This is a genomic window from Pedobacter sp. KACC 23697, from assembly GCF_045348445.1.
Lineage (GTDB): Bacteria > Bacteroidota > Bacteroidia > Sphingobacteriales > Sphingobacteriaceae > Pedobacter.
Window position 1 is genome coordinate 3,120,507 of sequence record NZ_CP157485.1, and the last position, 25,182, is coordinate 3,145,688.

Consider the following 25,182-nt stretch of genomic DNA (forward strand, 5'->3'; position numbering starts at 1 on the left):
CCATTTAGATTTATATGAGAAAACTCATCATTATATCAATAGTTATACTTTTATCCACCTCACAGTTGTTTGCACAGCGCAATGATCTTGCATCGAGTGACCAATCACTAGTGAGCAAAATCTATTCTGTTGATTCAGCACTCCTACAACTGTATCAATTTTCAAAAGAAAACCCTTTCTTCATTGAAAAAATGATGCCGAACAAATACAATAATCTAACCGTTAAGTACGATTTTGATAAAGGGCATTATATTCCTGTTCAAGACGCTACTAAAATCAATGCTATTTCTTTGTTCAGTGAAGGTAAAACAACGTTAGAGAAATTTCATCTATATGGTTCATTCAATTATCAGAGGAGCACTGAAGACAGTACCCGATGGGCACACCAATCAAGATTTAGCAATAGCTCACCTTATTATTTCGGATCGATAAAAAATAACCATTACGAACGTTCGGTTTACAGAATCAATGCAGCGGTAAGTAGACCGATAATTGGAAATAACCTGCCCCTTACGTTAGGATTAGACTATAGAATAGGAAATCATTTTAGCAATAATGATCCGCGCGGTGATGTCAAAGATTTTCAGTTAAATATTAATCCGGCATTAGGCTATAACATTACCAGTAAATTACTGGTTGGAGTGGGCTATCAATACGGTTATGGCAGAGAACAAATTAGTGTAGGTTATAAAAACAGTTCGTACTTTGAAAATACGGTTAACGAAATTTTCACTAATTATTTAATAACCGGTTATTCCAGTGCACAGATACTTCAAACTAAAAACTTATTAAAATACGATAATAACCAGGATCGTCAATTTGGAAAAGTATATGCCAATTATGCAATAAGCCCAAATGACAACATAATGTTAGCCTTTAAAAAGGGTAAAGAATCTCAACTGTTTAAACGAAATTTTACCGACAATGTTGGCTTTAGTGAATTTATGACCTACAACATTGAGCATTCTTCTGCAGACCTTATCTGGCACAAAAAAACAGCTAAAAGCGAAATTAATTTCGCTATCAATTACAATTACAATGCCGATGCCGGTTATGACACTGAACTTTCAGGAATAAACTACATCAATGATCAGGAATATTATGGATTGAAACTATTTTATACCTTAAAGGGTGAAAATGGATTAATTAATAATTTAAACTTTGGCGTACAGCATTTTGAAGATATCAAGAAAGATGGAAATTATTCGGTTGATGTTTCTTACAGCCGGATTAATTTTAATGCAGGTTGGGGTATTAATAAACTTTTAGACAAAAACCATAGTTTCGGAGCAGCTGTATCTGCAAATTACAGCATAAAAACATCTTCTAACTTTTATGCACCAATAGAAAATGAAAATATTTTCTACAACTATGTTATTTATCCAGATTACCAGTTCAATACATCTAATAACTATGCAGTTGGTTTTGCGGCTGATTATTCGTTTCCAACCTATAAAGGTATACAAACCTCTATCAGAATATCAGGCAATTACATTCAACATACAGGAAACTACCTCGATCTTCAGAGAACTACCTTTAATACCCCCGGCAAAGACCGTTTTTCTTCCAATATCAGCTTAAACCTCTATTTTTAACCCATGAATAAAATTTTTGCCACCCTTTCCTTAATTCTCACCGGACTAATCTTATTCTCTTTCCAATCGGTCAATTTTAACGATGAGGAAGAACTAAGTGTTGATAGCCTGCGCAAAGTTTATTCGAAACCTACTGATCAATGGCCGAAACCAACGATAGATAAAGGTGTGGTATTTCAGGAACTGGGCGAACTCCCACCCTCCCCTGTTGACCTGAAAAATGATTCAATAAAAAAGGTAGTAGAGCTGGGTAAAATTTTATTTTTCGATCCGCGTTTATCGGGTTCCAACCAGATTTCTTGCTCAAGCTGCCATGCGCCTGATTTACACTGGACGGATGGCCGTCAAGTTTCAATTGGTCACGATCATTTAACCAATATCAGAAATGCACCATCACTGGAGAATGTATGGTTTTACAAACGCCTGTTTTGGGATGGCAGGGCAAACAGTTTAGAAGAACAGGCAGGTAGTCCGGTAGCGGCCCATAATGAAATGCACCAGGACATGAAAGTTTTATCTAAAAAACTGAGTAAGATTAAAGGTTATCAACCTTACTTTACTGCCGCATTTGGCTCAAATAAAATTACCAATAAGCGGATTTTTGAGAGCCTGGCCACTTTTCAGCGCAGTATTGTAAGCCGCAGAACACCTTTTGACCGTTTCCTGGCTAAAGATAAAAAAGCACTTACCGATCAGCAATTGGTGGGTTTACATTTATTCCGCACCAAAGCCCGCTGCATCAACTGCCATAATGGACCATTGTTTACCGATAATGAATTTCACAATGATGGTTTGACCTATTTCGGTCGTAAATATGAAGACTTAGGGTTGTACAACGTAACCAAGAAACCAGAAGATGTAGGCAAGATTAAAACACCTGGTTTAAGAAATGTGATGAAAACTGCTCCATGGTTCCATAATGGTCTGTTCCCTGATATGGATGGCGTAATGAATATGTATAACATAGGCATGCCGGTGCAAAGGGTAAAACCAGAACAAGTAAACGACCCACTTTTGCCTAAAAACGATAAGTTATTAAAAGGTTTAAAGCTGAGCAAGGCCGAGAGGGATGCTGTTATTGCCTTTTTAGATGCCTTGTCATCGCCAACAGTATTGTTGAGGGTTGAGCAGTTACCGCGGTAGGTAGTTTGAAGTTGGCAGTTTACAGTTGGCAGTTTACAGTTTGCAGTTCAGAGTTGGTAGTAGTTTAACAGCTTTAAAAGTTAACCTACCAATCGTCCTCCAGGTCTAGCGGTTTGGTATACAAACAAATAACCAATTACTAATAAATTAACTTACATCTTACCCGATTTCAGCGCTTCGCCAAAAAAGATTGATGCATGTTCGTCAAATGCTGCCGGATCACCGCTGGTGTAAAAAGATCGTTCTCCTTGCTTGCCTAGTTTTTCTTCAATTTCAGGATGCCGTGCTAAATAATCTACTAAACTGCTGGCTACGATATCTCCTTGCGATAAAATATTGATGTAGTCTGGAAATATAGTCTTTAATTTAGGCAATAATAAAGGATAATGCGTACAGGCCAACAATACACAATCGATATCGGCCGACTGGTTTAGCAGCTGACTGCAGTATTCTTCAATAAAAAAATCTGCTCCTGATTCTAAATGCTCATTGTTTTCAATGAGTGGAACCCACATGGGGCAACTTTGCTGGTACACTTGTATATCGGGGAAAAATTTATTGATTTCTAACAGGTATGATTGCGAATTAACCGTTCCTCTGGTACCCATTACCCCCACTTGTCTGGTGCCGGTGTACTCACCTATTACTTCTGCCGTTGGCCTGATTACACCTAATACGCGCCTATCGGGATACCTAGCAGGCAGATCACGCTGTTGAATGGTCCTAAGTGCTTTAGCTGAAGCGGTATTGCAAGCCAAAATCACCAAATCGCAACCTTTTGTAAAGAGCCATTCTACGCATTCTAAAGTATACTTATAAATGGTATCGAAAGCATGATCGCCATATGGGGAACGGGCATTATCGCCCAGGTATATATAATTATAATCGGGCAATTTATCGGCAATGGAGCGAAATACCGTTAAACCTCCGTAACCTGAATCGAAAATACCTATTGGTGAAAAATTTTGCTTGCCTGCCATTGAAAAGTTGGAATGTTGTAAAGTTAGCTTAAATGTTTGATGGTTGAAGAGTTATAAAAGCAGAACCTTTTAATTTAACTTTGCAAATGATGTAATAAGCGTTTAAGAAAGTCCATCGACAGGCTACTACTGACAGAATCCACTAGTCGTGTCGTCATTCTCGCGCATGCGGGAATCTTAAAGCGCTTGCGTTAAGATTCCCAATCAAGTTGGGAATGACGATTTTTCTAGAGATATTAACTAATAAAATTTACCTGTCAATCATATTGATTTTTATAAAATAAATTTTCCCTCAGGATGACATGTAATCTGATATAGATTTCTTCAGAACCTACCTTCTAAATGATGATCTCATTTTTATGATTCTGAAACAAGTTCAGCAAGACGACACTTAATAAAACAAAAAGCGGAACTAAGTTAAACTTAATTCCGCTTTATATTTTGAAGTAGGATGGAGAATTGTGCTCCGAAGTCCCGACTTAGACTATTTCTTAGGTGCAGCTGGTTTTGCAGCAGTAGCTGAAATACCTAATTTAGATTTAACTGCAGCGGTAATATCATCACCACCATCCCAGAATACTAAATTGTTACCACCTTGACCGTTTGCAATATCGAAAACGTAAGCTAATCCTTTTTCTTTAGCAATAGCAGAAATGGCTGTTGCCACTTTAGCCTGGATGGGCTGGAATAACTCACCTTGTTTGGTACCTATATCTTGCGAAGCTTTAGTACGGGCATCAGTGATACGTTTCTCTAAATCCTGTAATTCCTGACCAGCAGCTTGTAATTCTTTACCAACTGTTTCTTTGTTTGCCTCACTTAACGTTTTTTGCTTAGCTTCTGCTGCTGTCATTTTAGTCTGATATTCTTTGATCATGGCGTCAATATCAGCTTGCTTTTGTTTACCCAAGGTTTCAAGTGTAGTTTGAGCTGCTTTAGCTTCAGGTAAATTTGCAAAAACCTCCTCAGAATTAATGTGACCTAATTTTTGTTGTGCACTTGCCATATTCGCTGTAAACATTAACCCTGCTGCTACAAAGAATACGTTAATTAACTTTCTCATCGTTTTATTTTACTTTTTTATTTTTTCTGTTTGTTTTCCTTCAAAAATCAGGGACGAATATACTAATTATTTACGGTCCCTGGTTTATAACCTAATTTTACAATTACATCGTTACTTACATCGTAACTGCTACTGGCATAAATCATCATTGTGGCTTCACTACTCTTGTCGAAGATGAAGTCTAAATATTTAGCTTTTGCAATCTGTTTAATAGCTTCGGCTACTTTATCCTGGATAGGCTTAATGAGTTTCACCCTGCTCTGAAAAAGATCCCCATCAGGCCCAAACTTCGAACGTTGAAATTCTTTAGCTTGTTTTTCTTTTTCTATAATCTCGTTTTCACGTCGTTTGCGCATATCATCAGTTAATAAAACCTGATCGGCCTGGTAAGCTTTATACATCCTGTCAATTTCAGAAAAATTCTGATCCACTTGTTGTTGCCATTGTTTAGAGGCTACGTTTAACTGACTGAGTGCCGATTTATATTCTGGCAAATGTTTCAAAATATATTCGCTGTCTACGTAAGCAAACTTCTGCGCAAATGCACCAAAAGAAGTGCAGAGTAGAAATGCGATAAAAAGATACTTTTTCATCATGTTAATGTTTTTTTAAAGGTGATGAAGCTATCATGATTTTATCTTCTTTATTGCCAAGTAGGCAAAATCCTGATGGTTTCATTTGTGTGTGTGTGTGTGTGTGTGTTAATGATATATAATAACCTAAGCTTTCTTTAAACTCTGATCTTGATATTTTATTTTATTAAATTTAATTTTTCACAAAGATACTATCAAATAGCAAAAGCCCAAGTAAACTTGGGCTTTTAACTTTTTTTAACAAAATTTAAATTAAAAATTCTTTACAAAAGTTTCCTGTGGATTCTGAGGAGCTTTTCTCCATTCGTATGTAGCATTTAATGTATTTATTACAGGCGTCAATCCAGATGAACCTGAAGAAAAAGTATTTCTACACTCAGATATAAGACTTTGTGCTCCTGTGTCGAAGGTATTTGTAAATATTCCGTAGTGAGTAATAGTGTAGCTTCCATAAATTCTTGAATAATACATTAAGTCTTCTCTCCAACTCTTACCTCCGAAAGCCCCGCCCTTTCTATATGCTTCACCAGTAAGAGAAACCCCACAAGAAGAACTAAAAGTGTAATTTTCTGCCCATGCAAATATTTTAACTCTTTCAGGCCTGCCGTTATCGTATTCATTTGAGTAATTTACTTGAGTCCCTCCGCTTAAAACAGATAAAGTAACGGGCCTTTTTATCCCAGGGGATAATGACATAACACTTAAATTTTTACCATCAGATTTAACATCTAATCTCCCTCTCTGAATTATCTTTTCAACCACCTTCGTTGTATCGTTTTTTAACAAAGAGTTATTTATATCTCCTTTTAACTTTTCATAAATTTCAAAATCAGAATTTTTGACAGTAAATTCCTTATCTCCAACTAATAAGTAAATTTTATCACCAATATTAATGGCTCCATCTCTATTTAATAACCTTTTAATAACAGGATCTTTAACATCTGTTATTTTGTTTTCGCTTAGGGTATCTGTTGCCAAAGAATGATAATTGTAATGAATTAACTTTTCATCCACTTGTTTTAAAGATAATTGGTTATATTCTTTAACAAGCTTATTAAAATCCGCCTGTGAGCTAAAAGATAACATATCATTCTTCACGGATAAAGCTGTTGCTTTACTCACAGATAATAAATTGCCATTCTGCTCATTTTCTTTTTTACAAGAATTTAATGTAGTCAATAGAACTGCAGCAAAAGCAGTACTAAAAATAATCTTTTGAGTGTTTGTCTTCATAAATTTTTAAGAGTTATATAATAAAAACAAACATACTAATAAAAATTTAGTTAAACCACATCAAGCAGAATTATAAACAATACAAAAAAAGCTAACAAATAATACAAACTAAAATCCACCCAATTGCTGTGCAATACTGAAAGTAAAGTTTTGTTTACCCCCATCTTGAATACCAGGGATCCTATCAAATGCATGTCCGTAATCAATACCCAATAATCCAAATATAGGTAAGAAAATACGTGCACCAACACCAACTGATCTTCTCACGTTAAAGGGATTAAAATCACCAAATCTATTCCAGGTATTACCAGCTTCTGCAAAAGCTAAAACGAAGGCTGTTGCCTGCTGACTAGCAATTACCGGATAACGGGCTTCTAACACATATTTTGTATAGATCGGACTACCAGAAGTTTGTGCAGTATTTATTCCGCTTGGATTGGTACCAGCAGGAATAACAGCATTATTTGCATAACCACGCATAGCAATTATCTCTGATCCCTGTAAGAAATCGAATCCCTGCATCCCATCACCACCCAGCTTGAACCGTTCGAAAGCAGATTGACCAACGGCTTTGTTATACTGGCCTAAGAAACCAAATTGCGCCTGGGCTTTAACAACCAGGTTACCTGCTATCCTTTGGTACCATTGCGAATCAAATTTCCATTTATGGTATTCCGTAAAACGGTATTTTTGTTGATCAGATGCTGTCGCATAATTTGTTTTATTCAACAACGAATATGGTGGCGTTGCCTGGATAGAGAAACGTAAGAAAGAGCCTGATTTAGGAAATATCGGTGAATCTCTTGAATCACGACTTAGCTCCTGTGATAGATTAATATTATAAGATGTTCCTGTCCGAAATAGAAATCCTCCATAGTTATTTAATATATACTGTTGAAAACTTACAGCATGACTTAGCTGAAAGTAATTATCCGGCCAGTTTAATCTTCTACCCAAACTAACCGTTACCCCATTTAAACGGATTTTTTGATCTAATGGACTGCTACCAGTATTACTATACGGAACATTTTGCAATGAGGTAAACGCACTTACACCAAAGCTTACCGGTTTCTCGCCACCAAACCAGGGTTGTGAGAAGGAGAAGCTATAGGATTGATAATATTTACCGTTGGTTTGTCCACGTAAGCTTAATTTCTGTCCGTCACCTTTTGGCAGTGGTTTGTAAGCTTTTAAGTTAAACAGGTTACGTAACGAGAAGTTATTAAAAGTTAAACCTAACGTACCAATGATCCGGCCACCGCCAAAACCACCTGAAAGCTCGATTTGATCTGAAGGTTTTTCCTCTACCGCATATTCAATATCCACAGTACCATCAGCCGGGTTAGGGCGAGGTGTAGGCACGGTTTTAGACTCATCGAAATTACCCAGTTGACCAATTTCGCGAATGGTACGGATTAAATCACTTTTGTTAAATTTCTGTCCAGGTTTGGTACGGATCTCACGTAAAACAACCTTATCATTTGTAATCGTGTTACCTTTTACCGTAATGCGGTTATTGGTATATTGTGGCCCCTCATACATCCGTAATTCCACATCAACCGTATCCCCATAAATTTTGGTCTGTACCGGGTCGATGTTAAAAGTTAAGTATCCGTTATCGGTATACATACTGTTAATATCGCCGCCGTTTTCGCCGCCACCGTTTAATTTTTTATTTAATCTTTCTTCGCTAAAAACATCACCTTTTTCAATGGTTAACACTTTTTTCAGAATACTATCCGGGTAAATGGCATTACCAGCCCAGGTGATATTACCAAAATAATATTTTTTACCTTCGTAAAGGTCCATTCTGATGTTAACTTTTTTCTGGTTGTACTGGTAAATGGTATCTTTTAATAATTCTGCATCACGATAACCTTTCTCGTGCATTTTAGCAATCATTTTAACCTTATTCTCTTCGTATTTCTCTTTTGAGAATTTTCCGGAACCCCAAAAACGCCACCATGCAAACTGTTTAGGGCTTTTAAGGAATTTTCTCAGTTTTGCTGATTTGAAATCTTTATTTCCGGTAAAATCAATGTGCTGTACTTTAACGCGGTGACCTTTATCAATATAAGCTTCCAATACCACACTGTTTTCTGCATTCGGATCTTTCCGTGTTTTGTAATCGATTTTGGTAAAGAAGAAGCCTTTATCCAGTAAGTACTTTTTAACAATGGCCGATGTGGTATTGTACAGGTTATCGTTTACAATTTTGCCTGTTTTATCATTCAGCTTTTCCTGAATGGCCGTTTTTTCAGATTTACGGACACCTTTTAAATCGATAGAACTTAAACGAGGACGCTCCACTACTTCAATTTCAAAATAAACTGAATCCTGTACAAATTTTTCGATGTTCAGTTTAACGTCATCAAATAAGCCCTGTGCCCACAGTGTTTTAATCGCATCAGAAGTTGCCTCGCCAGGAAGTATAATTTTATCGCCCTTAGTTAGTTTAGACAAAGTGATTAATACTTCTTTATCTAAATATTGGGTTCCTGTTACCGTTGTACCTCCGATAATATACTCTTTTGGACTAAAATAATCGAGATCTAAGCCACCAACCTTTAAAGAGGGGGTTACCGGAGCCTGACCTTGTGGACGTATTTGAGCGAAGGCCGGAGCTGCTAAAACGAGTAGGATTAAAACCTGAAATATTCTTTTCATTAAAATTATTTGTTCAGTAATGACCAAAAGGTAACGCTGTTTTATAAAGCAAAATTTCTTTACGTTGTTCCCTTATTATGGTTTCATTTATCGTATAAAAGTGGCGCTAAGTTAGTTTAAACGCTTGTTAAAAAGTGTTAAAAGAAAAATTAGTTTAATTGTTCACTAATTTTACCAAAACGGCGTTCGCGTTTTTGATAGTCTACAATAGCCTCGAAAAGATTTTCGCGTCTGAAATCTGGCCATAAAACATCAGTAAAATAAAACTCGGTATAAGCCATTTGCCAAAGCAGGTAATTGCTGATGCGGTGTTCTCCGCTGGTCCTGATCATGAGTTCGGGATCGGGTATATTTACAGTTGTCAGTTTAGATGCAAACAGGTCTTCGTTAATATCATCCAGAGCAATATCGTTATCCTTTACAGCTGAAGCAATTTTTTTGGCCGCCTCCAGAATCTCCCATTTTGCACTATAACTTAATGCCAGTGTTAAAGTACATTTTTCGTTATGGGCTGTTTTCTCCATGGCTTCTTTTAAATCATCGATACATTCTTGGGGCAAAGATGCAATATTGCCGATGGCATTTAACTTAACATTGTTTTTATTAAGTGTTTCGGTTTCCCTGTTGATGGTCGAAATCAGAATCTGCATCAAAGCATCTACCTCTTCTTTGGGCCTGTTCCAGTTTTCTGTAGAAAAAGCATATAAGGTAAGGTATTCTATACCCACTTCAACACAACCTTCTACAATATCTTTTACAGAAAGTACCCCCTGCTCATGTCCGAAAACCCGCACTTTGCCCTGGCCTTTAGCCCATCTTCCATTACCATCCATAATTACGGCAATGTGCTTTGGCAGGCGGCTATAGTCTATTTGTTCTTTAAATCCCATTAATTATGTCAAAATCAGCTTAAAAGGAATAGCATTTTGAGGATACAAAGGTAAAAGATATGCCTATACTAACAAATAGATAAGTATCCCTTTTTCTAAAATCGCCTCTTTGGGTACCCGGTGCTCCAATTTGATTAGCCGAAGGATCGGATAAATTAACCCAGCTATCTCCACTTTTAACTAAAACGGGATTAGTTGGATAGCGGCCGCTAACATCGTCAATATAATCGGTAAGTGGTGTTCTGTACCCCAATTCGGTAAAAACGCTCCAGGTATCTTTATAATTGTACCTTAGCCCCAAGCCGTAAGGAATAGTTAACACCGCATTTTTATAACTATTATCCTGGCCTTCGGTAGCTAATCGGTCTAACCTGTATTTTTCGCCATAAACATCTACGGTAGGCTTAAATACGAGTAATCCAACCCCGGTAAAAAGGTACGGCGTAAATTGACGTGTTCCGCCGCCAAGGTTAAAATTAAAAAAATTAAAATCCACCAATCCGCTAAACTCGTTTAGCGTTGTTTTAAAACGCAGGTTTCTTTCACGAAATTGTTCATTACCGGAGCTGGCATCATCAGCCCTGATCTGCCCATAGGTATAATTTAAACGGATGCCCACATATTGGTTAAAATTTCGCTTTACATAAGCTCCGCCTGACAAGCCACTGATCTGCAGGGGATTGTTCTGATTAAGATCGCCCATATAACCCGCACCGCCAGCCATCATCCCAACTTCCCAGGAAGGGTCGCCCACCACTGTACGCTGTGCATGAACTACCTGCGCACAAAAAATGAGAAGGGCTATAATGAATAGCTGTTTGCCTGGTGCCATAATTAGTAGTTACGGGTGTCAATACCCCATAATAATTTATTCCTTAACGTGTTTAAGTAAGTTTCATTATTAAGGCGGATCAGATTTAGGCAAAAGTCTGCCTTTTTTATGCTAATTTTTACTGAACGCTCAACGGTAACAGTCCGGCTATCGCACGAAACCAAAAATTTCGATTCTCTGGCTTCTACCTCAAAAGAGAGTTTATTACTATCAGGTACAACTACCGGCCGTACATTTAAATTATGTGGTGCAATAGGTGTAATGACAAAGTTTTTAGAATCGGGATAAATAATCGGGCCACCACAACTTAAAGAGTAGGCTGTAGATCCCGTTGGGGTAGCAATAATTAATCCATCGGCCCAATAAGAGTTGATGAATTCATTGTTCATGGAGGCATGGATAATCATCATCGCCGAATTATCGCGACGGTGAATGGTAATATCATTTAATGCAAAATTCTCTTCACCAAATAAACCATTGTCCGATTCTAATGCTAAAAGTGACCTGGAATCTAAAGTATATTCTTTATTGATCAATGCATGGAGTGCCGATCCGATTTCGTTTTTATTGATACTGGCCAGAAACCCGAGGCGGCCAAAGTTGATGCCGATTACAGGTATGCCAGAATTGCGGATCAATGATAAAGTATCCAGTAAAGTCCCATCTCCACCTAAGCTCAACAATACATCGGCATGTTCCTTTAGTTCTTTATGGTTATGAAAAATAATGGTATTTACAGGCAATTTTATCTTGCCATGAAGCGATGTTTTAAATTTAGCGTATAAAACAAGCTGAATATCATTTTCAATTAAATGATTAAAAACCTCTTGTACATAGGGCAAAACTGTATCGTTAAAATCTCTGCCGTAAATTGCAATCCTCATAAAGCAGGTTTATACATTTAAATAGTTCATGAAAGAATCGTAACGCTCCTGCGATCCATCATCAGTCTGGGTGTTATTGTATACCTCTTTAACCAGGTAATCATATCTTTCGAAAGCGGCTACCAATGAAGTAATTTCTGTTTTATTTACTTTGAGCGTTACCTCCAGTCGTGTAGAATCTTCAAAAGAATTTACGTAAGAAGAGAGCACCTGTGCATTATCAGCTTCAACAATCTGTGCAATATGTGCCAAAGAATTATCGCGGTTACCGATCTCCAAAACGATTATTCCTCCAGGTTCATTAACCGCGTACTGTTCGGCCATGGCATTTACCATACTGCTGACAGGGATTAAACCAACATAATTTTTATGCTGATCTAAAACCGGAACAGATGTTAACTTTAACTGGTTGAATAACCTGAGGACATCGTAGGCATGTGCATCACTAAAAACGAAAGCATGAAGTATATTTATAGCGCTATTGCTTAGTGGTGTATCGTGATTATCAATGTTCAATAAATCATCTTCAGATACCAACCCCAATAAAGTTACCTCGTTAACAACCGGTAAATGCTTTAGTTTAAAATCGTTCATACGATCTAAAGCTTTCTGTACCGTGTCATCGGTTCTTAGTGATGGAATTGCATCTGATATGATTTCTGCTGCAAACATTTATTTTAACAATATTCTATCTAAAAATTTCTCTAAAAATGCATTGAATATCTGTGGGTGCTCCATCATAGGTGCGTGTCCGCATTTATCAACCCAATTTAATTCGGAGTTGGGTAATAACTGGTGAAATTCTTCTGCCACTTCCGGTGGTGTAACCTTATCGTTTTTTCCCCAGATCAATGAAACCGGTATGGTAATTTTAGAGAGGTCTTTAGCCATGTTGTGGCGTATTGCCGATTTTGCCATGGTTAAAATCCGAATAACCCTCGATCTGTCGTTAACCGTTTTAAAAACATCATCAACCAGTTCCTTGGTTGCTGTTGCCGGATCGTAAAATGTAAATTCTACTTTTTCCTTAATGTAATCATAACTTTCTCTACGCGGGAAAGACCCTCCAAAAGCATTTTCATATAAACCAGAACTGCCCGTAAGTACCAGCGCTTTAACAAACTCCTGATGAGCAACCGTAAATACCAAACCTACGTGGCCACCAAGCGAATTGCCTATAAGCACTACCTGGCTTAAATTTTTATATTTTAGAAAGCGGTGAAGATATCTCGACAATGCTTTTACGCCTAATGTTAAAATAGGCAGATCGTAAATTGGTAAAATTGGAATAATTACCCTGTAGCGATCTTTAAACTGTTCTATAACCTGTTCCCAATTGCTTAGTTCGCCCATTAGGCCATGCAGCAATACCAGTGTCTCGCCAGTTCCGGCTTCAATGTATTTAAATCCGTCTTCTTCTATTATCGGGTAAGTCATATCTATTATAGATGGTATTGTAGTACTAAGTTAGTAGAGTAAAATTAAAATTATGCATTTATATGCCATTTTTCTGAAATAAAATCGAAAACGGTATAAAAACCTATTTATAAGTATCAAGAAGCAAGTAAATAGTATCAAGATACATATTCTTTTATCAGCTTTTAGCTTTAGTCTTTCTGCTTTAAGCTCTACTAAGCTAGTTTTTCTTTAACAATCTCCGCAATTAATTTACCATCTGCCTTACCAGCCAGTGCTGCGTTTGCCATCCCCATTACCTTACCCATATCTTTAACCGATGTAGCGCCAGATTGTTTGATAACCCCCTCAATAATTGAGGCAACTTCTTCCCTATCTAACTGTTTAGGCAAAAACTGATTAATTACTTCAATCTCTTCGTTTTCAACCTGATACAAATCTTCGCGATTTTGTTGCCTGTAAATATCAGCAGATTCGCGGCGTTGCTTAATCAGTTTCTGAAGAATTTTAATTTCGGTTTCTTCTGTAATTTCTTCTGAAGATCCTTTCTCCGTTTTTGCCAAAAGTAAAGCTGCCTTTATTGCTCTTAAGCCTCTTAACTGTGCATTATTTTTAGCCAACATGGCTTTTTTAATTTCCTGATCTATTGTATTTGATATCATTTTCTTTTAAATGGTTAATCGGTTAATCGGTTAATTGTCCAAATCGGTTAATCGCAGAAACCCATAGTCCAAAAACCTAATTTGTTTTTTCTTAGTTGGTTAATTTTTCAAATCGGTTAATCGTACAGTTTATCAATTTAAACAGTTTATACAGTTAACCTGACTAACCTCTGTTTATAATCGTAGCAGTAGCCTGTGCGGTTGGCATAATCAGCATATCGTTAATGTTAACATGTTTTGGCCTGCTTACCACATACCAAATGGCATCGGCAATATCATCGGCAATGAGCGGTTCCAGGTTTTCATATACCTTTTTCGCACGGTCTTCATCACCTTTAAAGCGCACTACCGAAAATTCGGTTTCTACCATACCCGGGTTAATTTCGGTAACCTTTATGCCATAGGGCAATAAATCAATACGCATGCCTTTACTCAAAGCATCTACGGCATGTTTGCTGGCACAATATACGTTTCCGTTTGGATAAACTTCTTTCCCTGCAATAGAGCCTATATTAATAATATGGCCAGATTGATTTGGAATCATCCAGTTGGACACAATTTTGGTTACATAAAGCAGACCTTTCACATTGGTATCAATCATGGTGTCCCAATCATTGGTATCACCTTTATCAATAGGATCTAAACCCTGACTCAAACCAGCATTATTAATCAAAACGTCAACCTTTTTCCATGCTGCCGGCAAGGATTCTAATGTTGCAGCAAGACTATCTTTATCGCGCACATCTGCCAAAACCTGTTGAATACTGATGCCATATTTATCTTCCAAATGATGAGCAGTTTTAGCTAACCGATCTTTTCTGCGGGCCAATAATACCAGATTGTAGCCTTGCTGGGCAAATGTATGGGCGCAAGCTTCGCCAATACCAGAAGTTGCGCCTGTAATTAATGCGATTTTAGACATTTTTATGAATTTTAAGTGTGGGTAAAGCCTTTAAGATACCTTCTTGGATTTACCTACACCAGCAAAGGTAAGTTTTTTTGAATTGCAGGACTATTGAAAAATTAAACTGAATGTTAATTGACGTAATTTCAACTTATCTATCGGGTTGGCGTAAATGGTATTGTCATGCTGTAGCAAATCGTTGGCCGAGTAGGATAGTTTTATTTCGGGCGACATTTTAAAATACTCAAAATAAATATCGAAACCGACACCCGTTTCGTAAGACAGATAATTCCTTTTATTTTTTAAAAACTTGTTAACAGCAGTTTCTCCTTCATCAAAGGTTTTCTTTTTCGAAGCGATGTCTATAGAATATTTAGCGCCACCTAACCAGTATACCCTAAAATTGTTCAGCCGGTTCGATTTTACCTTTATGCCCAGTGGAAATTCAAACATGGTGGCCTGCACTTTTCTATCCACCACTGTTTGGAAATTTTTAGTTTGGCCGTTGCCAACGTTAATCGGCGCCATAGGTTCATACTCGTAAGTGACTACCCTATCGCTAAAAATAAGCGAAGGCGTTGCCCTGATATCAAAGTTATCAGAGATCATTCTATTCATTACAAAGCCCAATCCAAAACCTTGAGATGGCGGACTGGAAACAGCATTTAAGGTTGAGGTAACCGGAATGCCAGAATTTGGATCATACGATGGATCCAAAGAATTTGGCACTTCATAAAAAGGGGATCGCCAATTTGGCTTTTTAAGGATTTTATACTCGGCAGAGATATATTGAAAATTAAAACCAAAACTCCAATCTTCATCATCTATTCCACCACCCCAGTTTTGAGCAAAGGCAGCTGTAGAAATCATAAGAAATGAAAGAATGAGGCTTAATTTTCTGATCATTTGGTTCCTACATATATCGAACTTATTCCAAACGTTAAAATTCTTTGTTTGGTACTTTTAAACCCAATTTTTTCCATCAGGCTGGTAAAATCCTTCCCGTCTGGAAAAGCGGCTACCGATTCTGGCAGATAAGTATAGGCTCTGTGGTCTTTCGAGAAAAGCTTTCCAAAAAAAGGCGTTACCTGTTTAAAGTAAAAACTATACAATTGCTTTACCGGGAAAACCTTTGGTTTTGAAAATTCCAGAATGACCATTTTACCATTGGGCTTTAATACCCTGTACATATCCGCTAATCCTTTTTCGAGATTTTCGAAGTTACGCACGCCATATGCGCAGGTTATGGCATCAAATGTATCGTTTTCGAAATGCAACCCCTCAGAATCGCCCACCTGAACGGCGAAAACTTCATTTAAACTACGTTCGTTAATTTTTTTTCTGGCCACTTCTAACATGCCTTCAGAAATGTCAACGCCAATTACCCTTTCCGGATGCAGCTTTTTAATCGCTTCAAAAGCAAAATCGCCAGTTCCTGTAGCTACATCCAGTAAAGTACGGGGTTGGATGGAAACCAATTCTTTAATGGCTTTTTTCCGCCATAATACATCAATCCCTAAAGAAAGAAAATGGTTTAAAAAATCGTAAGTGCCAGAAATGTTGTTAAACATGGTTGCAACCTGCTCTTTTTTAGTTGCATCTTCTACTTGGTATGGGGTAATATTCTGATTCATGATATGGAGCAAAGATATAGAAAAGAGTTTGCAGTTTGGAGTTTAGAGTTTGCAGTTTAGCGATTGCCTTAAACTTTACGAATCGCTGACGACGACGGATTTTCAACTCCGAACGCCCAACTCTCAACTCAAAACTAATTCATACCTTTGCACAATGATTATCAAAACGGCAACTTTTGTTTGCAGCAACACACAGATTTCGGCATTACCGGCACCAATTATGCCCGAATATGCATTTATTGGCCGCTCTAATGTAGGTAAATCTTCACTGATCAACATGCTCGTTAATCAACATGGTTTGGCCAAAACCTCTCAGCGTCCGGGAAAAACACAGTTGATTAATCATTTTTTAATTAATGAAGCCTGGTATATTGTCGATTTACCAGGTTATGGTTATGCGAAGGTTTCTAAAACGAGTAGAGAGAAGTGGGAAAAATTTATCCGCGCCTACATCACTAAAAGAGAAAGCTTACAGTGCGTTTTTGTTTTGATAGACAGTCGTTTAGAACCGCAGGGAATCGATATCGAGTTCTGCTATTGGCTGGGCGAAAAACAAATCCCTTTTTCGCTTATTTTTACCAAAGCAGATAAACAAGGAATGACCACCACACAGAAAAATGTAGCGGCCTTTAAAAAAAAGCTGGGCGAATTTTTTGAAGAGATTCCGTCAACCTTTATTACTTCTGCCGAAAAAGGCAACGGAAAAGATGAAGTTTTAAATTTCATTTATGAAGTGAATAAAGATTTCGTCGTTCCAACGGATTATAAAAAGTTTTAGATGGTTTATTAGTTCATTAGTCATTAGTTTGATTGGTCAAATGGTTTATAGTTTTGTAGTTCATTGGTCAAAGCATGTTTCAGAAATCGATTTAACGACTGATTTTTCTTTAAACCCTTAAGCTATCAATGAACGATAAAACCATTGACTCAACTAACACAATTAACCAGTTAACCGATTTGTACAGTTAACCCTTTCTAATAAATGAAAAAATACTTTTCACTCGTATTATTCGCTCACTCCGTTTTTGCGCTGCCATTTGCCATGATTGGTTTCTTTTTGGGCGTAACCACAACAGAAAATCCATTTTCCTGGTATAAACTCATTTTAGTGTTGCTCTGTATGGTTTTTGCCAGAAACTCAGCCATGGCTTTTAACCGTTATCTCGACAGGAATATTGATGCAAAAAACCCAAGGACCAAAATGCGCGATATCCCTGCGGGTAAAGTCTCGGCAAATGAGGCACTTACTTTTGTAATCATCAATTGCCTGCTATTCGCTATTGCTACCTATTTTATTAATCCACTTTGTTTCTATTTATCGCCGGTTGCCTTATTTGTGGTTTTATTTTACAGCTACACCAAACGTTTTACTGCACTGTGCCACCTGGTATTGGGCCTGGGCCTGGCGCTTGCCCCTATCGGTGCTTATATTGCCGTAACCGGACATTTTGCCCTGGTACCTGTACTTTACTCTTTAACGGTATTATTTTGGGTAAGTGGGTTTGATATCATATACGCCTTACAGGACGAAGAATTTGATCGCGGAGAAAAATTACATTCCATCCCATCAGCACTTGGCATTAAAAATGCTTTAAATGTTTCGGTGCTTTTGCATATACTTTCGGCCACTTGTGTTATTTTACCTGTGTTTTTTACATCCTTTAGCTGGGTTTATTACGTAGGTATTGTGTTTTTCTGTTCGATGTTGATTTATCAGCATTTGCTGGTAAAACCAAATGACATTAGTAAAGTAAATAGGGCATTTCAAACCTTAAATGGTTATGCATCGGTAGTATTTGCAATATGCTTTTTAATAGATGCGTATTTGAGACATAAATAAAAATGAGTGAATGAATGATTTTGAATGACTGAATGAAAACCATTCTCTAATTCAATCCTTCTCTCATTCAATAATCTTATAAACATGAATATCATAAAGAAACCCAGAAAATACATTCCACAGGAACTAAACATTACCTGGGAAAATTTAGAACCACTTTTTACTGAACTGCAAAACCGCGAAATAAACAGCACCGGCGAATTAGCGCAATGGTTAAAAGACCGTTCGGAGCTGGAAGCAGCTTTGGAAGAAGATTTTGCCTGGAGATACATTAAAATGAGCTGTGATACGGCGAATGAGGAGCTGGTTAAAAACTTTCAATATTTTGCGACGGAAATTGAACCAAAAATCTCACCGTTAGCCAACGAACTGAACAAAAAATTTGTCGAAAGCCCTTTTATGGATGATTTAGACAAAGAAAAATATTTCGTATACAGTCGTGCGATTAAAAAAGCCTTAGAACTTTACCGCGATGAAAATATTGAACTTTTCACTGAACTTCAGGTAAAACAACAGAAATACCAGCGTATTACAGGCGCCATGAGTGTGGAGTTAAACGGACAAGAGTATACTTTGGAGCAAGCTTCTATTTTTATTAAAGATTTAAACCGTGAAGTACGCGAAAATGCCTGGAGAACGATCCAACAACGCCGTTTGGTTGATAAAGACGATTTAAATATTTTGTTTGATGAGCTGATCAGGCTGCGTAATCAGGTGGCCTTAAATGCGGGCTTTGAAAACTATCGCGATTACATGTTCCAGGCTTTGGGACGTTTCGATTATACTCCGCAGGATTGTTATGATTTTGCAAATGCGATTGAAAAGGAAATTGTTCCGATTTTAAAAGAACAGGCTGAAAAACGCCGCGAAGCATTGGCCTTAGAGGTGTTGAAGCCCTGGGATTTGGAAGTAAGCGTAAGCGGTAAACCTGCCTTAAAACCATTCAACAATGGCGAAGAGCTGATTGATAAAAGTATTGCCTGCTTTAATGCCATTGATGAAAAATTGGGGTCAAAATTGGCCACCATGAAAGCCAATAATCTTTTTGATGTAGAAAGTAGAAAAGGTAAAGCACCCGGAGGTTACAATTACCCGCTGGCTGAAACAGGAGCCCCGTTTATCTTCATGAATTCGGCCAATTCGTTACGCGATTTAACCACCATGGTTCATGAAGGAGGACATGCTATCCATACTTTTTTAACCGCAAATCTGGAGTTAAACGATTTTAAACATTGCCCGTCCGAAGTAGCCGAACTGGCATCGATGAGTATGGAATTAATTTCGATGGATAAGTGGGATGTTTATTTCGACAATGAAGAGGATTTAAACCGTGCTAAAAAAGAACAGTTGGCTGATGTGTTGAAAACATTGCCATGGGTTGCCGTAATTGATCAGTTTCAACACTGGATTTACACCAATCCAAGCCATACCGCAGCTGACCGTGAGGAAACATTTAAGCAGATTTATAACCGTTTTGGTGCCGGTTTTGCTGATTGGACTGATTTAGAGCAGCAATTTGGAAATGTATGGCAAAAACAACTGCACTTATTCGAAGTGCCATTTTACTATATCGAATATGCCATCGCCCAGTTAGGTGCCATCGCCGTTTGGAAAAATTATAAAGAAAATCCTGAAAGAGCGCTAGCGCAATATTTAGATGCACTTGCGCTTGGTTATACTAAACCAATAAACGAAATCTATGAAACTGCAGGAATTAAATTTGATTTTAGTTCGGAATATGTACAAGAACTGGCAAGTTTTGTTAAAGATGAGTTAGAGAAATTGGGATAATCAAATATATTTATCAAGTCGCGGTTAATCTCCGCGACTTTTTTATTTTTAGAAAAAAAAATTTTATGCGCCTCCTTAGAGTAATATTGATCATTTTAATATTTTCAAAAAGCATTTGTTACGCACAACCAAATAGTACTATACAGAAATATACCTTAAGCGGTTTCATAAATAAAAAAATTCCGGTTGAATTAAACATTTCTGTTTCGAACCAGCTCATTTTAGGAGAAATCAAATATTTAAATACCAAGTTAAAAAAGCCAATTAAAATTATTGGCCATATAGAAGATCAAAATCAGTATTCGCTGTATGAATTTGAGAAAGATGGAAATATTAGCGGGCGTATTGATGCTGCACGTAAAAACAATAAATTGGAAGGCGAATGGTCTGGCACCAAATCGGATACCCGTTATACGATCATACTAGCTGTTAAAACCAATCAAAGTCTTAAGCCTGAAACATTTTTATCCCTTCAGCCTCATCAACTTGCGGGAGAATATGCTTATCAATACGGAGAAAAAGGGTATCAGGGAAGCATCACCATCAAAAAAGTAAGCGGTAATACCTACAGCTATGATATTGGTTCGGTTACCCATGATCCTGGAAGAAACATTGCTGATGCATCTGGGAAGGCTGTTTTAAAAAATAACCAGCTGATTATTCAGGTGAATAAATCCTGTAAATTCAAAGTTAAATTTTACAATGGCTTTTTAATCATTTCGCAGGAAGGTTCATACCAGTTAAATGATTGTGAATTCGGATTCAACGCAACATTAGAAGGTACTTATCTGAAAATAAAATAGCAAATAAGATCAGGTTATTGAGGCAGAAACAGTTAATCTCCTACCTCATCCTTTTTCCTGATCCTGAGAATTACAAACATCACTAAAACTGACAGTAAAATCATAATCAGATAACTATAACTAAGGTTACGTTCATCTTTAGCCGGGATCAGGTTTACCAATCCATAGCTTAAAAATGATACAATCACATAAGTAATACCTCCTGTTAATCCGCCTGCAATGCCTGCATTTTTCGGAAATTTGCTCAGACAGAAAGTAAAATAATTATTAAAGGTAAAGCCAGCCCCTACATGGATTAAAAAGGCAAAGAAAATTAACGACCAGATGTTAGAAACAAAGTTCAAACTTATCATCATCATAATTACAAATCCTACCTGAAACAGCGAGTTGATCATTAATCTTTTAAAGAACGGCCTGTTAATGGTAGCTTTGCCGATAAAGCCGCCGACCATCCATGCAAAACCTAAAAACAATGAGCTGTAACCCGCAATAACCGGTGAAAAATTAAAATGGTGTTCAATAATAAACGGACCGGTCATATTGTAAACCATCACCATACAATAGGCTAATCCCAACATGACAATACCTAACGTAAAACTGGTTGTTTTAATCATTTCGATATAAATACCTGTTATTTTCTTTAGCTGAAAATCGGTAAAATGTTTTAAAGTTTCGCCACTAAATAATAACTCAAATAATGCAAAAACAAGCGCAAAACCTGCCAAAAAATAGAAATTAGATTCCCAACCAAATACTGTTTGAAGATAACCACCAATAAAAGGCGCTACAATTGGCCCGGTAGACCAAATGATGGAAAACAGACTGAGGTAGTGTTTTAACTGATTGCCTTCGAAAAGATCGACAAAGTATGCTCTCTTTGCAACTACAATCGCGCCAACAGTAAGTCCGTGGATAATGCGCATTAAATAAATAAGGTAAATTTGATGTGTTGTGGCAATGACTACACTTGCTGCTGCAAAAATCAATAACGCATACAGGCAGATTTTATACCTGCCAAAGCTATCAAGCACACTCCCGATAAAAAGTTGTGCAACACCATAACTAATTAAAAAGATACTTAAAGTAAGTTGAACCTGAACACTGCTTACCTGCATTTCGCCTGCCATTGTTGGTAAGGAGGGGATATAAATATCGGTTGCAAAACCCGATAATGGAATTAAGGCAAAGGCCAGTATAGTGGCTAAACCCTGGTGACGTTTTTTAATATATTTTACTTGTGCTGTATCTGCATTCATCCTGGTACTGTTATCGTTAAAAATATTTCAATCAAACACCTGGTTAAGGGCTCTTATTTATCTGATTGATTATTGACAACAAAATTAGGACTTTTAAACAGCGTAAAATTATGCGAATCAAACAAAGGATTATTCAGCCCAAATAATTTTAAATTTTTACTCCAATCTAATAAACAAGCCTCTTTTTTGACTGCATTTTACTACCCATGGCATAGTGTATTGAAAATTATATCTTGCTTTAAACGTTTTTAGCCAAACTTTTTATAAGTTTGAACAAACAAGCAAACAAAAGATGTTCGAAAAGCTATTCAGAAAGAAATCTATTTCCAAGATATTACAAGATGCGGCAAAAGGCTATGGCGATCACGAAAATACATTACATAAAACACTCGGTGTACGCGATTTAACAGCTTTTGGAATAGCAGCAATTATTGGAGCGGGCATTTTCAGTACGATTGGCAAGGCCAGTGCAGATGGCGGTCCGGCGGTAATCTTTTTATTTATTTTTACAGCGGTGGCCTGTAGTTTTGCAGCCTTTGCTTACGCAGAGTTTGCCTCAATGGTACCGGTTTCGGGTAGTGCTTACACCTATTCTTACGTAGCCTTTGGCGAACTGGTGGCCTGGATTATCGGTTGGTCGCTCATTATGGAATATTCTATCGGTAATATTACGGTAGCCATATCATGGTCTGATTACTTTACGGGGCTACTCTCCACCATAAAAATACCGCCGCTTGGCATTGATGGCATCCACGTGCCCGATTGGATGACGATGGATTATTTAAGTGCTTATAACGGACATCAACATGCCGAAGCACTTTTAGCCGCTGGTAAAAACCTTGCAGATTTAGATTCTGCCACTGCTTTGGCCAATAATGCCTGGCTCACTGCTCCAAAAATCGGTAACTTTCACCTTGTTGCAGATATTCCTGCCTTAGGCATTATCATTTTAATTACCTGGTTAATTTACCGAGGTATGAAAGAGAGTCGTAATGCCAGTAACGCCATGGTGGTGGTTAAACTTGCGGTAATTCTTTTGGTTTTAGCTGTAGGTATCTTTTATGTTGATACCAAAAACTGGGATCCATTTGCTCCTAACGGAGTTTCTGGTGTTTTAAAGGGCGTATCTGCAGTATTCTTTGCTTATATCGGTTTTGATGCCATTTCTACAACGGCTGAAGAATGTAAGAACCCACAACGCGATTTACCCCGTGGAATGATGTGGGCAATCATTATCTGTACCATCCTTTATGTAGCTATTGCATTGGTTTTAACCGGTATCGTTAAATCAGATACCTTAGCTGTCGGCGATCCGCTTGCATTCGTTTTTGATCAGATTAACCTAAAATTAATGAGCGGTATTATTGCCGTAAGTGCGGTATTCGCCATGGCCAGTGTACTTTTGGTGTTTCAGATGGGTCAACCCCGGATCTGGATGAGTATGAGCAGAGACGGGCTGCTGCCGAAATCTTTTTCTAAAATCCACCCGAAATACAAAACACCATCATTTGCCACAATTGTAGTAGGCTTTGTAGTGGCTGTACCATCGTTGTTTATGAACCTCACCATCGTAACCGATCTTTGCTCCATCGGAACACTTTTCGCTTTCGTATTGGTTTGTGCCGGGGTTTTGGTACTACAGAACAGGCCCGATGTTCAACGTGGAAAATTCAAAATACCTTATGTAAACAGTAAGTTTATTGTTCCGGTTATTTTGATTGGCGCCTTAATTTTCGCTTTTACGAAATATGAAAAAGAGACCAAAGCATTCTTTTTTAATTCGCCTAAAACCATCCAAACCGTAACTTTTGTTACTTCTTTAACTGGCGATGAACTGAAAATTGTTAAAGCGGAAATTGTTAAAAATGCTGCACCGCAAATTGTATTGGCCGAGAAAGTAGATGCAGAATCTTACCTGAGTGCATTACCTGCTGATCGTTATGAGCAGTTTATTTCCGCCTCAAAAGTACCTGTAGAGAAGAAATACGAAAGCGGCTGGGGTTTATTTAAACACAAAATCCCGATGTGGATTTTCCTGATCATCTGCGTAGTCATCACATACTATTGCATCACCAAAAACCTATCATTGATTCCGGTTTTGGGCCTGATCAGCTGTTTATACATGATGTGTGAGCTTGGCATTTCGAACTGGATCGGTTTCGGTATCTGGCTGGTAGTGGGCTTAGTGGTTTATTTTGCCTATGGTTACAGGCATAGTAAATTGGCAAATCCGGAAATTTAACTTAAATGAAATTCAATCCTCTAATACATCATCGAAGATCGATCAGATTAAAGGGTTACGACTATTCAAAAGCAGGAGCGTATTTCATCACAATCTGCTGTGAAGATAGAATCCACAGATTTGGAAAGGTTTCAGGTGACGAAATGATCTTAAATCAGTCTGGAACTATGGCTTATAACGAATGGATTAATTTAGCGGAGAGATTTCCGAATTTTGAACTTAATGTTTTTCAGATCATGCCTAATCATATGCATGGCATCATCGTCTTATCAGATCGAACTACGGTCGGGGCGACCCTTGCGGTCGCACAAGAACAAAAAGAATTAAACAGGGCGACCGCAAGGGTTGCCCCGACCATTGCTGATATTGTTGGCGCGTATAAATCAATTGTTTCAAATGCTTGCTTGCAGTTGTTCATGTCACACAATAAAACAATGGGAAAGCTTTGGCAGCGTAATTATTACGAACACATCATTCGTGATGAAAGAGCATATCATAACATCTCTCATTATATCATCAATAATCCAGGCAAGTGAAATGAAGACAAGTTTTATTAAGAAACAAAAAATCCCCTTCCGTCAACAGAAAGAGGATTATGTTTATTTCTTTTTGATAAAGGCCAGCGAGGTAATCATCACGAGGCCTAATCCAGATGCGATCATATAATTATTCGCATGATCAAGATGGTATATTTTGGCTGCAGGACCCGCTATAAATAGCACCATACCCAAAATCAAAAGTGCAGTTCTCATTG

The 25,182-nt window shown here is 37.6% G+C and carries 24 protein-coding genes; 8 read left to right on the forward strand and 16 right to left on the reverse strand.

The window, feature by feature from the left end; genetic code table 11:
- The first annotated feature begins 14 nt into the window (after positions 1 to 14).
- Both ABEG20_RS12395 and ABEG20_RS12400 read left to right on the forward strand, forming a co-directional pair.
- Entirely contained in the window at positions 15 to 1,595 is a 1,581-nt protein-coding gene (locus ABEG20_RS12395; protein WP_406823651.1) for a DUF6850 family outer membrane beta-barrel protein, read from the forward strand.
- Positions 1,596 to 1,598: 3 nt separating this feature from the next.
- Complete coding sequence (locus tag ABEG20_RS12400; RefSeq protein WP_406823652.1) at positions 1,599 to 2,738, forward strand: cytochrome-c peroxidase; 1,140 nt, start codon at positions 1,599 to 1,601, stop codon at positions 2,736 to 2,738.
- 152 nt (positions 2,739 to 2,890) lie between these two features.
- Here the strand turns inward: ABEG20_RS12400 and murI are convergent, their stop codons facing one another.
- The 14 genes from murI to ubiE all read right to left on the reverse strand — a co-directional run bounded on the left by murI (position 2,891) and on the right by ubiE (position 16,496).
- Entirely contained in the window at positions 2,891 to 3,718 is an 828-nt protein-coding gene (murI, locus tag ABEG20_RS12405; RefSeq protein ID WP_406823653.1) for a glutamate racemase, read from the reverse strand.
- Between the two features lie 484 nt (positions 3,719 to 4,202).
- On the reverse strand, positions 4,203 to 4,781 hold the full coding sequence (locus ABEG20_RS12410; protein WP_406823654.1) for an OmpH family outer membrane protein: 579 nt from the start codon (positions 4,779 to 4,781) through the stop codon (positions 4,203 to 4,205).
- A gap of 62 nt (positions 4,782 to 4,843) precedes the next feature.
- Positions 4,844 to 5,374, reverse strand: a complete 531-nt coding sequence (locus ABEG20_RS12415) for an OmpH family outer membrane protein (RefSeq protein WP_406827397.1) — start codon at positions 5,372 to 5,374, stop codon at positions 4,844 to 4,846.
- Between the two features lie 252 nt (positions 5,375 to 5,626).
- Positions 5,627 to 6,607: a hypothetical protein gene (locus ABEG20_RS12420; protein ID WP_406823655.1), complete on the reverse strand. Its 981-nt coding sequence runs from the start codon at positions 6,605 to 6,607 to the stop codon at positions 5,627 to 5,629.
- Between the two features lie 108 nt (positions 6,608 to 6,715).
- Positions 6,716 to 9,274 (reverse strand): outer membrane protein assembly factor BamA, encoded by a 2,559-nt coding sequence (gene bamA, locus ABEG20_RS12425; RefSeq protein WP_406823656.1) that lies wholly within the window; start codon positions 9,272 to 9,274, stop codon positions 6,716 to 6,718.
- Positions 9,275 to 9,423: 149 nt separating this feature from the next.
- Entirely contained in the window at positions 9,424 to 10,164 is a 741-nt protein-coding gene (locus tag ABEG20_RS12430; protein ID WP_406823657.1) for an isoprenyl transferase, read from the reverse strand.
- A gap of 19 nt (positions 10,165 to 10,183) precedes the next feature.
- On the reverse strand, positions 10,184 to 10,996 hold the full coding sequence (locus ABEG20_RS12435; RefSeq protein WP_406823658.1) for a DUF6089 family protein: 813 nt from the start codon (positions 10,994 to 10,996) through the stop codon (positions 10,184 to 10,186).
- Positions 10,997 to 10,998: 2 nt separating this feature from the next.
- Positions 10,999 to 11,880 carry an NAD kinase gene (locus tag ABEG20_RS12440; RefSeq protein WP_406823659.1) on the reverse strand — a complete coding sequence of 294 codons (882 nt, stop codon included), beginning with the start codon at positions 11,878 to 11,880 and terminating at the stop codon, positions 10,999 to 11,001.
- A gap of 9 nt (positions 11,881 to 11,889) precedes the next feature.
- Complete coding sequence (locus tag ABEG20_RS12445) at positions 11,890 to 12,552, reverse strand: CBS domain-containing protein (RefSeq protein ID WP_406823660.1); 663 nt, start codon at positions 12,550 to 12,552, stop codon at positions 11,890 to 11,892.
- Positions 12,553 to 13,317 (reverse strand): alpha/beta fold hydrolase, encoded by a 765-nt coding sequence (locus tag ABEG20_RS12450; RefSeq protein WP_406823661.1) that lies wholly within the window; start codon positions 13,315 to 13,317, stop codon positions 12,553 to 12,555.
- A 194-nt stretch (positions 13,318 to 13,511) separates the two neighbouring features.
- Positions 13,512 to 13,958, reverse strand: a complete 447-nt coding sequence (locus ABEG20_RS12455) for a GatB/YqeY domain-containing protein (protein WP_406823662.1) — start codon at positions 13,956 to 13,958, stop codon at positions 13,512 to 13,514.
- Between the two features lie 163 nt (positions 13,959 to 14,121).
- Complete coding sequence (locus ABEG20_RS12460; protein WP_406823663.1) at positions 14,122 to 14,880, reverse strand: SDR family oxidoreductase; 759 nt, start codon at positions 14,878 to 14,880, stop codon at positions 14,122 to 14,124.
- 90 nt (positions 14,881 to 14,970) lie between these two features.
- Positions 14,971 to 15,768 (reverse strand): outer membrane beta-barrel protein, encoded by a 798-nt coding sequence (locus ABEG20_RS12465; RefSeq protein ID WP_406823664.1) that lies wholly within the window; start codon positions 15,766 to 15,768, stop codon positions 14,971 to 14,973.
- Entirely contained in the window at positions 15,765 to 16,496 is a 732-nt protein-coding gene (gene ubiE, locus ABEG20_RS12470) for a bifunctional demethylmenaquinone methyltransferase/2-methoxy-6-polyprenyl-1,4-benzoquinol methylase UbiE (protein ID WP_406823665.1), read from the reverse strand. The genes ABEG20_RS12465 and ubiE overlap by 4 nt, the downstream gene beginning before the upstream one ends.
- A gap of 154 nt (positions 16,497 to 16,650) precedes the next feature.
- On the opposite strand from ubiE, the gene yihA reads away from it, so the two are divergent.
- The 4 genes from yihA (at position 16,651) to ABEG20_RS12490 (ending at position 20,930) form a co-directional block, all read left to right on the forward strand.
- Complete coding sequence (gene yihA / locus ABEG20_RS12475) at positions 16,651 to 17,274, forward strand: ribosome biogenesis GTP-binding protein YihA/YsxC (RefSeq protein WP_406823666.1); 624 nt, start codon at positions 16,651 to 16,653, stop codon at positions 17,272 to 17,274.
- Positions 17,275 to 17,478: 204 nt separating this feature from the next.
- Positions 17,479 to 18,336 carry a UbiA-like polyprenyltransferase gene (locus tag ABEG20_RS12480; protein WP_406823667.1) on the forward strand — a complete coding sequence of 286 codons (858 nt, stop codon included), beginning with the start codon at positions 17,479 to 17,481 and terminating at the stop codon, positions 18,334 to 18,336.
- 84 nt (positions 18,337 to 18,420) lie between these two features.
- Entirely contained in the window at positions 18,421 to 20,127 is a 1,707-nt protein-coding gene (locus ABEG20_RS12485) for a M3 family oligoendopeptidase (RefSeq protein WP_406823668.1), read from the forward strand.
- A 65-nt stretch (positions 20,128 to 20,192) separates the two neighbouring features.
- The gene (locus tag ABEG20_RS12490; protein ID WP_406823669.1) at positions 20,193 to 20,930 is read left to right on the forward strand and encodes a hypothetical protein; all 738 of its coding nucleotides are present in this window, start codon (positions 20,193 to 20,195) and stop codon (positions 20,928 to 20,930) included.
- A 32-nt stretch (positions 20,931 to 20,962) separates the two neighbouring features.
- Here the strand turns inward: ABEG20_RS12490 and ABEG20_RS12495 are convergent, their stop codons facing one another.
- Positions 20,963 to 22,186 carry an MFS transporter gene (locus tag ABEG20_RS12495; RefSeq protein WP_406823670.1) on the reverse strand — a complete coding sequence of 408 codons (1,224 nt, stop codon included), beginning with the start codon at positions 22,184 to 22,186 and terminating at the stop codon, positions 20,963 to 20,965.
- A gap of 292 nt (positions 22,187 to 22,478) precedes the next feature.
- On the opposite strand from ABEG20_RS12495, the gene ABEG20_RS12500 reads away from it, so the two are divergent.
- Both ABEG20_RS12500 and ABEG20_RS12505 read left to right on the forward strand, forming a co-directional pair.
- Positions 22,479 to 24,428 carry an amino acid permease gene (locus tag ABEG20_RS12500; protein WP_406823671.1) on the forward strand — a complete coding sequence of 650 codons (1,950 nt, stop codon included), beginning with the start codon at positions 22,479 to 22,481 and terminating at the stop codon, positions 24,426 to 24,428.
- Positions 24,429 to 24,595: 167 nt separating this feature from the next.
- Positions 24,596 to 24,964, forward strand: coding sequence for a transposase (locus tag ABEG20_RS12505; protein ID WP_406823672.1), 369 nt, complete (start codon positions 24,596 to 24,598; stop codon positions 24,962 to 24,964).
- Positions 24,965 to 25,027: 63 nt separating this feature from the next.
- On the opposite strand, the gene ABEG20_RS12510 is transcribed toward ABEG20_RS12505, so the two are convergent.
- The gene (locus tag ABEG20_RS12510; RefSeq protein ID WP_406823673.1) at positions 25,028 to 25,180 is read right to left on the reverse strand and encodes a hypothetical protein; all 153 of its coding nucleotides are present in this window, start codon (positions 25,178 to 25,180) and stop codon (positions 25,028 to 25,030) included.
- Between the last annotated feature and the right edge of the window lie 2 nt (positions 25,181 to 25,182).

Coding starts and splice junctions, on each gene's coding strand:
- ABEG20_RS12505 (WP_406823672.1), top strand. CDS start 24,596: ATGGCTTATAACGAATGGATTAATTTAGCGGAGAGATTTCCGAATTTT.
- ABEG20_RS12510 (WP_406823673.1), bottom strand. CDS start 25,180: ATGAGAACTGCACTTTTGATTTTGGGTATGGTGCTATTTATAGCGGGT.
- murI (WP_406823653.1), bottom strand. CDS start 3,718: ATGGCAGGCAAGCAAAATTTTTCACCAATAGGTATTTTCGATTCAGGT.
- ABEG20_RS12455 (WP_406823662.1), bottom strand. CDS start 13,958: ATGATATCAAATACAATAGATCAGGAAATTAAAAAAGCCATGTTGGCT.
- ABEG20_RS12465 (WP_406823664.1), bottom strand. CDS start 15,768: ATGATCAGAAAATTAAGCCTCATTCTTTCATTTCTTATGATTTCTACA.
- ABEG20_RS12495 (WP_406823670.1), bottom strand. CDS start 22,186: ATGAATGCAGATACAGCACAAGTAAAATATATTAAAAAACGTCACCAG.
- ubiE (WP_406823665.1), bottom strand. CDS start 16,496: ATGAATCAGAATATTACCCCATACCAAGTAGAAGATGCAACTAAAAAA.
- ABEG20_RS12435 (WP_406823658.1), bottom strand. CDS start 10,996: ATGGCACCAGGCAAACAGCTATTCATTATAGCCCTTCTCATTTTTTGT.
- yihA (WP_406823666.1), top strand. CDS start 16,651: ATGATTATCAAAACGGCAACTTTTGTTTGCAGCAACACACAGATTTCG.
- ABEG20_RS12500 (WP_406823671.1), top strand. CDS start 22,479: ATGTTCGAAAAGCTATTCAGAAAGAAATCTATTTCCAAGATATTACAA.
- ABEG20_RS12440 (WP_406823659.1), bottom strand. CDS start 11,880: ATGAGGATTGCAATTTACGGCAGAGATTTTAACGATACAGTTTTGCCC.
- ABEG20_RS12480 (WP_406823667.1), top strand. CDS start 17,479: ATGAAAAAATACTTTTCACTCGTATTATTCGCTCACTCCGTTTTTGCG.
- ABEG20_RS12400 (WP_406823652.1), top strand. CDS start 1,599: ATGAATAAAATTTTTGCCACCCTTTCCTTAATTCTCACCGGACTAATC.
- ABEG20_RS12420 (WP_406823655.1), bottom strand. CDS start 6,607: ATGAAGACAAACACTCAAAAGATTATTTTTAGTACTGCTTTTGCTGCA.
- ABEG20_RS12395 (WP_406823651.1), top strand. CDS start 15: ATGAGAAAACTCATCATTATATCAATAGTTATACTTTTATCCACCTCA.
- ABEG20_RS12485 (WP_406823668.1), top strand. CDS start 18,421: ATGAATATCATAAAGAAACCCAGAAAATACATTCCACAGGAACTAAAC.
- ABEG20_RS12415 (WP_406827397.1), bottom strand. CDS start 5,374: ATGAAAAAGTATCTTTTTATCGCATTTCTACTCTGCACTTCTTTTGGT.
- ABEG20_RS12410 (WP_406823654.1), bottom strand. CDS start 4,781: ATGAGAAAGTTAATTAACGTATTCTTTGTAGCAGCAGGGTTAATGTTT.
- ABEG20_RS12460 (WP_406823663.1), bottom strand. CDS start 14,880: ATGTCTAAAATCGCATTAATTACAGGCGCAACTTCTGGTATTGGCGAA.
- ABEG20_RS12450 (WP_406823661.1), bottom strand. CDS start 13,317: ATGACTTACCCGATAATAGAAGAAGACGGATTTAAATACATTGAAGCC.
- ABEG20_RS12445 (WP_406823660.1), bottom strand. CDS start 12,552: ATGTTTGCAGCAGAAATCATATCAGATGCAATTCCATCACTAAGAACC.
- bamA (WP_406823656.1), bottom strand. CDS start 9,274: ATGAAAAGAATATTTCAGGTTTTAATCCTACTCGTTTTAGCAGCTCCG.
- ABEG20_RS12490 (WP_406823669.1), top strand. CDS start 20,193: ATGCGCCTCCTTAGAGTAATATTGATCATTTTAATATTTTCAAAAAGC.
- ABEG20_RS12430 (WP_406823657.1), bottom strand. CDS start 10,164: ATGGGATTTAAAGAACAAATAGACTATAGCCGCCTGCCAAAGCACATT.